Origin of the sequence: Luteibacter sp. (assembly GCF_051958795.1) — a bacterium.
In the GTDB taxonomy this organism is placed as follows: domain Bacteria; phylum Pseudomonadota; class Gammaproteobacteria; order Xanthomonadales; family Rhodanobacteraceae; genus Luteibacter.
The window spans coordinates 1-8977 of record NZ_JBQCFT010000234.1; the positions used below are offsets into that span (position 1 = coordinate 1).

The 8977-nt window shown below is 62.4% G+C and carries 11 protein-coding genes; all 11 read left to right on the forward strand.

What is annotated here, in order from left to right:
• The first annotated feature begins 255 nt into the window (after positions 1-255).
• Positions 256-741: a DUF4189 domain-containing protein gene (locus ACTHLF_RS11700; RefSeq protein ID WP_440327518.1), complete on the forward strand. Its 486-nt coding sequence runs from the start codon at positions 256-258 to the stop codon at positions 739-741.
• Positions 742-879: 138 nt separating this feature from the next.
• A complete protein-coding gene (locus ACTHLF_RS11705) occupies positions 880-1353 on the forward strand; it encodes a DUF4189 domain-containing protein (RefSeq protein WP_440327528.1) in 474 nt (157 codons plus the stop codon).
• Between the two features lie 24 nt (positions 1354-1377).
• Positions 1378-1881, forward strand: coding sequence for a DUF4189 domain-containing protein (locus ACTHLF_RS11710; protein WP_440327519.1), 504 nt, complete (start codon positions 1378-1380; stop codon positions 1879-1881).
• A 134-nt stretch (positions 1882-2015) separates the two neighbouring features.
• Entirely contained in the window at positions 2016-2588 is a 573-nt protein-coding gene (locus tag ACTHLF_RS11715; RefSeq protein ID WP_440327520.1) for a hypothetical protein, read from the forward strand.
• 27 nt (positions 2589-2615) lie between these two features.
• On the forward strand, positions 2616-3806 hold the full coding sequence (locus ACTHLF_RS11720) for an XVIPCD domain-containing protein (protein WP_440327521.1): 1191 nt from the start codon (positions 2616-2618) through the stop codon (positions 3804-3806).
• Positions 3807-3926: 120 nt separating this feature from the next.
• The gene (locus tag ACTHLF_RS11725; RefSeq protein WP_440327522.1) at positions 3927-4571 is read left to right on the forward strand and encodes a hypothetical protein; all 645 of its coding nucleotides are present in this window, start codon (positions 3927-3929) and stop codon (positions 4569-4571) included.
• An 80-nt stretch (positions 4572-4651) separates the two neighbouring features.
• Positions 4652-5914, forward strand: a complete 1263-nt coding sequence (locus ACTHLF_RS11730) for an XVIPCD domain-containing protein (protein ID WP_440327523.1) — start codon at positions 4652-4654, stop codon at positions 5912-5914.
• A gap of 12 nt (positions 5915-5926) precedes the next feature.
• Entirely contained in the window at positions 5927-6541 is a 615-nt protein-coding gene (locus ACTHLF_RS11735; protein WP_440327524.1) for a hypothetical protein, read from the forward strand.
• A gap of 7 nt (positions 6542-6548) precedes the next feature.
• Positions 6549-7016: a hypothetical protein gene (locus tag ACTHLF_RS11740; RefSeq protein WP_440327525.1), complete on the forward strand. Its 468-nt coding sequence runs from the start codon at positions 6549-6551 to the stop codon at positions 7014-7016.
• Positions 7017-7121: 105 nt separating this feature from the next.
• On the forward strand, positions 7122-7700 hold the full coding sequence (locus ACTHLF_RS11745) for a hypothetical protein (protein WP_440327526.1): 579 nt from the start codon (positions 7122-7124) through the stop codon (positions 7698-7700).
• Positions 7701-7726: 26 nt separating this feature from the next.
• Positions 7727-8977: XVIPCD domain-containing protein (locus tag ACTHLF_RS11750; RefSeq protein WP_440327527.1), on the forward strand; the 1251-nt coding region annotated here is incomplete at its 3' end.

Here is an 8977-nt window from a genome sequence, read left to right on the forward strand (position 1 = left end):
CACGTCCTGCAAAGTGTTCTACAGCGCATGCGTACAAGCGGAACGCGTCAACTAGACCTTGCAACTCAGAACGTAGCTTCGATATCGATGCACCGCCCTCGAGCAGCGATCGACTCCATCGTTGTCTATAGGGCAAATGACAACGACGACGGGGTCGAACACGGGCTGAGGCACCGCACCGGGCGTCGACGGTGATGGTACGAAGTACAAAGGGTAGCTAGCATGCGTAGGTTAATTCGGCGAGGCATCACTTTTATGAGTTTCGGTCTGGCAACTAACCTGGTGATCGCTCAGTGTGCTCCGGGCATTCCTTCAGCAGGAAATCCGGACTGCATCCCGCCGACTCAGCCTAACTCGCCTTACTATCAAGGAAACAACACACCCGCCCCGACTGATGCACCGCAGCCCACCCCCGTGTGGGAGGATCGATTCGGCGCAGTTGCGTATGACATGGATGGTGGTCAGGCCGGCGCCTCGACGAACAAGGTAAGTGAGGCTCGGGCCGCAAGCGGCGCCCTTTCTGTATGCAGTGAAGATGGCGGAAAGAAGTGCAAGGTGATTCTTAACTTCAAGAACCAGTGCGCAGCTATCGCTATTCCTAACAACGGGGCCTACGTTAGCTCTGCGACTGCGAGCGATGATGATGAAGCCGTCAGCCGCGTCATGGCTCGTTGTACGAAGAGTGGCCAGAACTGTGCTGTCACGTATCACGATTGCAGCCTACCCATTCGAGTTCAATAGACGGCGCCAACACAAAGAGATCGTCCTCCTTTTGACCTGAGTCGTCGTGGCGCCGCCAATGGCTGCCGCTTTGTTCCAGGGAAGCCAGTACAACGGGTAGCTAGCATGCGTAGATTGATTCGGCGAGGCATCACTTTTATGAGTTTCGGTTTGGCAACTAACCTGGTGATCGCTCAGTGTGCTCCGGGTATTCCTTCAGCAGGAAATCCGGGCTGCATCCCGCCGAATCAGCCAAACTCGCCTTACTACCAAGGGGCACTCGACACGGCCCCCGTTCAGGGAAATCCCGTCCGATGGGCGGACAGTTGGGGTGCAATCGCCTTCGATACCGGTCGTGGCCATTACGGCGCGGTCAAAGATCTTGACTCTCGTCGTGAGGCACAAGATGCGGCAATCGGTATGTGCGAGAGCCAAGGAGGAAAGGAGTGCAAAATCGCGATTGCCTACCACAATCAGTGCGCCGCTGCAGCGCAAAATCCCGCTGGCGGTCCGATCGGTACCGCTGGCGCTCCGACACGCGATGGCGCGCGCACCTTAGCGCTTAGATCTTGCGGCGAGAGCGAGTGCCAAGTCATCTACACGGAATGCAGTACAGCTCGCCGCATCGACTAACGAGACAATCGAAGAAGATCACCCGTGACGAAGTCTAAGATCTGGCTGCTAGCCCTCTTATTGGTTCCGCTAGATGCCGCCCATTCTCAGTGCGCACCAGGCGTCCCATCAGCGGGGAATCCAGGGTGTATTCCGGCGAATCAACCGAACTCACCCTACTATAGAGACGACGCTAGTGGGTTGGTCGTCCAACAACCACAGCCACGTTGGGAAAGCCGCTGGGGTGCAATCGCAGTTGATCTCAAGCTCGCGAAAGGCGGGACGGCGGTCGACCAAGACAGCGAGTCCGCTGCTTCCCGAGGCTCTCTAGATCGTTGTGCATCAAATGGCGGAACGAGCTGCGAAGTGATTCAAGTTTTCAAAAATCAATGCGCTGCCGTAGTTCAGCCAACCGGTGGCGGCCCGCTGAGTACCGCCACTGCCGCCACTGCTGAGGAAGCAGTATCGAGAGCGTTGAATCGATGTGGCGAAGGAGATCGTTGTCTGATGATTTTCAAGGAATGCAGCCTTCCTGCGCGCATTGACTGAAATCCTGACTATGAACGGAAGAGGTGAGCGCCAAGCGATCTAAACAGAAAGCAGTGAAGATCGGCGAATCAACTGACAAAGCGGACGCGGATTCGCGAAGAACTCAACGCCAACGGATACATAACGAGCCCCAAATGACCCACACCCCCACCAAACTCGCAGCGCTAGCCTTCGCCGCCTTCACCACGGCCTGCACCGCGCACGCAGCCACCCTCCCCGCCCATCACCGCGACTACGCCACCAGCACGGTTGACGGCGGCCGCCAGTGCAAGGTCGGCATGGCTACCGATGCGGATGGCATGCACGCCAAGGGCCTCGTTTACGTCACCGACGGCAAGGCTCCCGTCTGGACCACCACGCTGAAGCTCCCGGAGTTCACCGAGCAGGCGCGTGCCACGCACTGTGTGCAGTCGGGCAAGTCGCTCTATGTGCTGGTGCAGGGTGATACCAACACTTCACCTTCACTGGGCCAGACTTTGCTTAATGTGGCTCAGCTGGACGCCGCCACCGGCAAGGTGCAGGCCATGGAGTACGTCGACCTGGCCGACGTGAAGGGTTCGGTCAGCATGTCGTCCGAGCTGGATGCAAAGAATTTCCGGGTCACCAGCCCGGAATCCATCGAAGTCGCGGGCAAGTATGTCCTTACTGACGCACCGGACGCGTCACACGACTTCAAGGTCACGGTGAAGATCCCGCTGGCTAAATAAACCCACCGATCCACCAGGAGTTACATCATGGGTAGTAAAGAGCAGTTCATTGCCGACCTGTACCCGGCGGCAGTCAAGGTAAGCAAGGAAACCGGCCTTTCGGCGGAGCTCACGCTCGCGCAGGCGGCTGGCGAAACCGGCTGGGGCGAGAAAGTACTCCCCGGCACGAACAACCTATTCAACATCAAGGCCGACCCCAGTTGGCATGGCCCCACCAAGACGTTCAACGTCTGGGAAATCGAGCACGGCAAGAAGGTCTGGAAGGACCAGGCGTTCCGCGTGTACGGTTCCTACGAGGAAGCGCTCACCGACCGCGCCAAGTTCCTGAAGGAAAACGAGCGCTACACCAAGGCCGGCCTGTTCGATAAGGGCACGCTGGGCAACCTTGAAAAGGAAGCGGACGCCCTGCAGAAGGCAGGCTACGCCACCGACCCGAAGTACGCCGAGAACATGCGCGAGATCTATGCCGGCCGCACGATGCGCCACGGCATCGAGCTTGCGACTGGCCATGCACCGCAAGCCGGCCACGCCGCCACGACGTCCTCGCCTACCGCTTCGCTAAAGAACGGTTCGCATGGCGATCGCGTACATGAGATGCAGGACGGCCTTATCGCCCTCGGCTACGCCAAGCAGCTCGGCAGCACCGTCGCCGACGGCAAGTTCGGCCAGCACACCGAGGATGCCGTGAAGGCCTTCCAGCGCGACCATCACCTCAAGGAAGACGGCATCGTCGGTAAGAACACGCTGAATGCCATCCACGAGGCCGTGAAGGCCGAGTCGCAGAAGCACCAGGCCGATGCCGCACACAAGGCCGCAGGCCTCGCCGATCCGTCGCACGCCGCCCACCCGATGTTCCGTGACGCCCTGGCTGGCGTGCAGAAGATCGACGCGGCACATGGTCGCGCCTCGGGCCCGGATAGCCACCAGCTCGCTGGCGCCGTCACCGCCTCCGCTGTGTGCACTGGCATGAAGCGGATCGACAACGTGCTGCTCGATGACAACGCATCGCGTCTTTTTGCCGTGCAGGGCGACCTGAACTCGCCCTTCAAGCAAATTGCCAGCGTCGATGTGATGCAGGGCCTGAAGACCCCCATGGCGCAGAGCACGCAGCAGGTCGATCAGCACCTGCAGCAGCGGTCGCACCAGCAGGGTCAGCAGGCGAACGAACAGCAGCAGGCGCAGGCGGCCCAACAGAAAGCGTCCCAGCCGTCGCTGTAAGCACCAGGGCCGCCCCATCGCCGGGGGCGGCCCATTACACGCGCGAAGTCCAACCCCGCGCACAGCCCCGATCCAGCGCTTCACCTACGCTCATCCCAGCCCACGGAGCCCAAAGCCACCATGAAGCCAAGAACACGCAACTGCCTGGTGGCCATCGCCCTGCTCGGTGTACCCGCCTGGGCCTGTGCACAGATCGCCAACCCCTACGCCAAACCCAACGCCGCACCGTCCGCTCCCCAGGACAAAGGAACCAAGATGGATGACCTCAAGTCGTTTGCGACGGGCGGCGCCAAGATTCTCGAGTCCACCAAGGGTGACCTCACGGGTGATGGCCGCCAGGGCGCGGTGCTGATCATCGACCCGCCGGGCGGCACCGATGCGAAGCTGGGCGAAGGCCCGGCACGCGATGTGCTGTTGGTGGTTCCCGACGCATCCGGTCACCTGCAGAAGGCGGCCTCGAACGCACGCATCGTGCCGTGCGCCACCTGCGGCGGCGTCTCAGGCGATCCCTACGGTTACACAAAGATCGGCAAGGGCCAGTTCACCATCGTCAACGGTGGTGGCAGTCGTGAGCGCTGGTCCGATGAATTCACCTTCACGTGGTCGGCGGCGAAGAAGGACTGGTTCGCCAGCCACGTGGTACGCACGGCCTCCGACAGCGAATCCGGCAAGGAGAAGCACGTGGATCTTTCCGCGAAGGACCTGGGCGAGGTCTCGTTCAAGGACTTCGACCCAGGCAAGATCCCGGAGGCCACCCTCCCCTAGGGTTTGTTCCACCACCGCCAGGGCTGGCGGTGCTACGGGTCCACGGCCGGACCGCCCCGTAAGTCAAACAGGAGCTACACATGGCGATTGATCGTGAAACCCAGGTCCTGACCGACGCGTATGCGGCCGGTATCCGGGACCCGAAGGAACTGGCCAACTTCATGGCCCAGGTCACCCATGAATCGAATGGGCTGAACCGGCTTGAAGAAAGCTTTCGCTACACCCGCAACATCCAGCAGATTCCCGTGCAGTCAGCGTGGCGCGAAGGCCCCGAAGCGCTCGATGCCGCGCGCAAGGAAGCTCTGCAGGGCAAGCCGGAGAAACTCGCCGAACTGATGTACGGCGGCCGCAACGGCAACGACGAACCCGGCGATGGCTGGAAGTACCACGGCCGCGGCTACATCCAGCTCACCGGCAAGGACAACTACGCCGCTGCGGGCAAGGCGCTCGACCTCGACCTGGTCAAGCACCCGGAGCTGGCTGCCGACCCGCAGAACGCCTCGAAGATCGCGACGTGGTACTGGGAAAGCCGCGTACCCGAAGCGGCGCGCGATGACGTGAAGGCCGCCACGAAAGCCGTCAACGGCAAGTACAACGGCCTGGAAGACCGCGAACAGCGTTTCGCCGACTGGCAGAAGCGCCTCACCCCGGAAGTGATGGACCGCCTCGCCAGCGGCCAGGTCGGCCAGACTGCCCCGACCCGCAACGCGCCCACCACCGACCGCGCGCTCAAGGAGGGCATGAACGGCGAGGACGTCCGTAAGCTGCAGGCCGACCTCGCCCGTCTCGGCTACAAGGACGCCCACGGCCGCGAACTGCACACCGATGGCAAGTTTGGGCCGGGCACGCAGGCTGCGCTCGAAGCGTTCCAGCGCGAGCACAAGCTGCAGGCTGACGGCGTCGCCGGGCCAAAGACGCGCGAATCCATCGCGGCGCAGAAGCACCTCGATAACCAAAAGATCGACAAGGCAAACCTGACGAACCCGGCCAACCCGGACAGCGCCCTGTACGCACAGGCCACCAAGGGTGTGCACGCGATCGACGCGAAGATGAATCGCACGCCCGACCAGGCGAGCGAAAATCTCTCCGGTGCCATCGCAGCCCAGGCAAAGAAGGACGGACTGAGTCGCATCGACCACGTCGTTCTTAGCGACGACGGCAGCAAGGCCTACGCCGTACAAGGCGACCTGAACTCGCCGATGAAGAAGATGGCAACGGTCCAAACCGCCGAGGCGGTGAAGACGCCGCTCGAGCAGAGCGCATCGACCATGGCCGCCACGGCACGCTCCCTGGCCGAGCCTGCTCAGCCGCACGAACAGCAGACCCAGCAGCCCGGCAGGTAAGGAACCCGACCGATGACATCCATTTCTCGTGAGAAGCCGGTCGCTATGTCAAATAAGCGATCTAGATCCTTGTCCGCTGTCGCCATTCTTGCCGCAACGTTTTTCGCCGTGCCGTGCATGGCCGATGAAACCTCAGCGCGCGTCGCCGGCGCCCTGGCCGGCGCACAGGCCATTGCCCCCACGTCGCATGTTTCCTGCAAGGCGAACGCGGACGGCGCTGCGATCTGCAAAACCGATGGCTACTCGATCGACGCCACCGGTTGTGGCGAGGGCGCCCTCTACGGTCGGATCATGACCGACGGTGGAGTCGACCTGAATCAGTCGGTGGATGGCAAGGGCAAGGTCGTAGCTCACCTTGAGAAAGGCCAGTTTGTCTGCAGCGCCGGACACGCCATCAGTTCGGAAACCACTCAGCACTTCGTCGTCGCTGTAGAGACCAAGACCGTTGCCGACTGCAAGGGCAATGATCTCTGCAAGAACGGGGACCACGCTGTCGCATGGAAGGAACCCAGGCCGACAGGTACGTGCAATCCCGATGTCGACCCGGCCAAAGGATACGCCTCCTGCGCTGCTGGCTGGATCAACTACGGCGATCTCGACCAGTACGCCAACGGGCTGAAGGACTAACCGGGCCATGAGCAAAGACATCTACGACCAGGCTGACCACCGCGCCGGGGATCGGACCGTGATGCGTTGGCTTGCCGCGCTCACACTGGGAGCCATGGCGGCGCCCGCGTGGGCTGCAAGCGGCGCTTGTCCTGCCACTACCGCTGACGCCTTCGTCAAACGGTTCATGGACGATGCCACTATCCAGGCGCAATTCACCGCCGACCCGCTGCAGGCCGAGACCATCGATGCCAACGCAGAACCGGAGCCGGCGCCTGTCACCCAAAGCCTGCCCAAGGATCGCTTCAAGTTCCCGATCATGCCCTCGACAGAACGCGCGGCGGCGGATCATCTGGTCCTAACGCAAACGCCGGACGCCAAGGGTGGCTTCGCCGCCGAATTGGCGAAGCCTGGAACGGACTACCAGGTCACCTACCGTTTCCGTGCGACGAACGGATGTTGGGAGCTCTACCGTACGGAAGATGACTCGCTCTGATGTAAAAGGCGTCGCACGTTGGCGCCACCACACGGGCGCAAGCACAAAACGCCCAGCAGCAACAGACCCAGCAGCCTGGCCGGTAACGAAAGGAAATCCGCAAGCATGAAACGACCAAAGATCGGCACCCGTGGTGCCACCGTCCTGCTCCTTGTCACGCTGCTAACCGCCACGATCGCCCACGCAGCCACTCCCGCCCAGGCCGCTTCCTCCGGTGCGCGCCTGGCCCGGATGGCACCGGGGTCCACCACCTCCTGCGAGATCGGCAAGGGGGGCAACATCAACTGCCGCGTGGACTCCGTCCCGACGTCGGTCTCCGAATGCGCGGGCGACTACGCCTGGGGCCAGGTTCAGGACAAGGATGGCGTGACGCTCCAGTCCGCCTTCGACAAGGCAAAGGGCAAACCGACGGCGCATCTCGAGAAGCAGCAGTTTGTCTGTGTCGCCGCGACATCCGGCAAAACCCAGGATGCCGATCGGTACTACGTCATTGCTTTCCCGACCAAGAACGTGGCGGATTGCAAGGGCAATGAGCTCTGCCAGGAGCGCGCCCAGACGTGGGTCGGCACCAAGCCTGCCGGTGCATGCCAGTGGGTTGGCAAAGAGGGGGACTTCACCGGCGCGTGCGCGGCGGGCTGGGTCGACAGCGACGCCGTCGAGGTCTTCTCGATGGGCTTGAAGTAGTCACGTAAACGCATAGGAGGCATACGATGAGCCGAGACATTTACGATCAGGCGCACTACCACTTTGCCGAGCGTGGCGAACGCTACGAGTACGGCCGTCCCGACGGCACGACCACCCTCAGGAACGGCAACGTCACCGACCGAAGCCGCAATGAGCAGGACCTGGACGGGGATGGGCTCCGGGGCGTGGATTGCTCCTCCCTCGTGTGGCGCGGGCTCAAGAACGCCGGCTACGACGTCGGCACAGAGCCATTCAACACGCACGCGCTGTATTCCGGCAACACCATTACCGACTACTCGAAGAAGCACTTCGACGTCATCTCCGCGGCGGACGCCGCGAAGCACCCTGGCGACCTGCAGCCGGGCGATATCCTGATGCTCAAGGCAAAGCACGGCGGCAACCAGCACGTCGCCATCTTCCAGGGCTACGACAAGGACGGGAATATCGAGTTCTACGGTTCCCAGACCAGCACGGGACCCGCCAAGGTCACGATGACCGAGAACAACTACTTCCGGACGAACATGGAGATCGTGGGTGCGCTTCGCGCGAAGCCGGAGTTCCGCACGCACGAACCCGTTGCCATCCCCGGCCGCCCGAACGAGCCAGCCAGGACCAAGCCGGACTCGTCGCACGTGCCAGCTGCCACGCATGCCGCATCGGCACCGCATGGCGACGTCCTGCGCAAGGGCGACCACGACAGCGCGGATGTCCGGAAAGTGCAGGACGCGCTGAAGCAGCTCGGATACCACGACGAGCGCGGCCGCGCGTTGGTCCCGGACGGCAATTTTGGCGACCACACCAAGGCGGCGGTCGAGCGATTCCAGAAGGAACACGGCCTGGAGGTCGACGGCGTCGTTGGCAAGCACACGCTCAGCGCCATCCACGCCGCGGAGCGTCAGGGACCATGCCTCGATAACGCAGCCCACGCGGATCACGGACTTTTCCGCCAGGCCCAGGCAGCGGTGCACAAGATGGATGCCGAGCAAGGTCGTACGCCCGATCACGTCAGCGATCGGCTCGCGGCGGCCGGCACCGTGGCGGCACGCAAGGAAGGCATGACCGGCGTGGACTCGGCGGTGCTCAACCAGGATGGCAGCAAGGCCTACTTCGTGCAGGGCGATATGAACTCGCCGTTCAAGCGGCTGGCCGAGGTCAGCACCCAACAGGCGATCAACACCAGCATGGAACAGAGTTCGGCGCAGTTGAAGCAAACCCATGAGCAACAGGCCGCCGTGCAACCTATCCAGCCGCAGCACCAACAGGCCCCAACCCAGCCG